This is a genomic window from Wolbachia endosymbiont of Drosophila leontia (genome assembly GCF_028981785.1).
Classification (GTDB): Bacteria; Pseudomonadota; Alphaproteobacteria; order Rickettsiales; family Anaplasmataceae; genus Wolbachia; species Wolbachia pipientis.
This window is the reverse complement of sequence record NZ_JAPQLK010000090.1, coordinates 1-1,150: the sequence shown is the minus strand read 5'-3', so window position 1 is coordinate 1,150 and position 1,150 is coordinate 1. Positions and strand designations below refer to the sequence as shown.

2 protein-coding genes are annotated in these 1,150 nt (G+C 35.9%); both read left to right on the top strand.

Annotated features, from left to right (window positions below; genetic code table 11):
* The first annotated feature begins 198 nt into the window (after positions 1-198).
* Positions 199-786, top strand: coding sequence for a dephospho-CoA kinase (coaE, locus tag OZD63_RS03025; protein ID WP_274979678.1), 588 nt, complete (start codon positions 199-201; stop codon positions 784-786).
* 58 nt (positions 787-844) lie between these two features.
* Complete coding sequence (locus tag OZD63_RS03020; RefSeq protein WP_275008074.1) at positions 845-1,045, top strand: hypothetical protein; 201 nt, start codon at positions 845-847, stop codon at positions 1,043-1,045.
* Positions 1,046-1,150: the final 105 nt, after the last annotated feature.

Genomic DNA, 1,150 nt, shown 5'->3' with positions numbered 1-1,150 from the left:
ATGGTTACTGACCCTCATTTTTTGTGGCATATTTTTTCTTTCAAGGTTAGATGGCTATTTTATAATGAATTTTGTCAGCAGCCACCAGATTTTTTCAGTTGCTATACAACAAAGCCCACTGGGATCTAGAAAATCTAGTTAATATATATAGAGAAACCTTAGCTATAGTTTCAAAAGAAGTCGAATGTATTTTGTTATATGATTATAAGTCTAACAGGCGGAATTGGGGTAGGAAAGAGCTTTGTAGCTAATTGCTTTCAAGAGTTTGGTGCTGTTGTATTTGATGCCGATTCTGTTGTACACCAATTTTATAAAGTGGATAAAAGCATAATAAGTTATGCAGAGAAAAATTTTCCTGGAGTGGTAGTAAATGGTGAAATAGATAGAACAGTACTGTCTAAATATTTCTTAGCCTACGATGAAAATTGGAAACAATTTCAATCTTTGGTTCACTCTGCTGTGCTGCGTGAATTAGAATTTTTTATTGCCAAGGAAAAAAAGATCGATAGAAAACTTTTAGTTTTAGATGTGCCACTTCTATTAGAAACAAAATTTTATTTATATTGCGACCTTATTGTTTTTGTTCATGCAGATAGCGTTGTGCAAGCTCAAAGACTTAACGAACGCAACATAGATAAAGAAAAGCTTAATCTAATCTCCGATGTTCAGTTATCTATTGAGGAGAAAAGGAAGATGAGTGACTTTATTATCGATACCAGTGTAAGCAAAGAGTATGTTTTTTCTCAAGTAAAAGATATAGTGGATTCATTAAACCTAAACACGTAGCTCTACGTCATACCGCCGCGGTATCTCTAGATCCCGCTAACAAGCAGCGGGATGACGGTTGTCAGGATCCCAGCAGCCTCCCTCCCCTGTCATCCAAGTAGCCCCCTATGGTGTCATCCCAGTGCCCAGACACTGGGATCCAGGAAAATTGATTGTGCGCTACAGCAACATTTTTGATCAAAAACTGGATTCCAGTGGGCTTTGTTGCATAGGAACTGAAAAAATCTGGTGGCTACTGACAAAATTCATTATAAAATAGCCATTTAACCTTGAAAGAAAAAATATGCCACAAAAAATGAGGGTCAGTAACCATAGCGAATATAACAAATTTCTAGAAAAAAGAGGAAATATTTTTCATTATATC

Bases quoted from the DNA above. Each gene is read 5' to 3' on its own strand.
- coaE (WP_274979678.1), top strand. From the start codon at position 199: ATGATTATAAGTCTAACAGGCGGAATTGGGGTAGGAAAGAGCTTTGTA.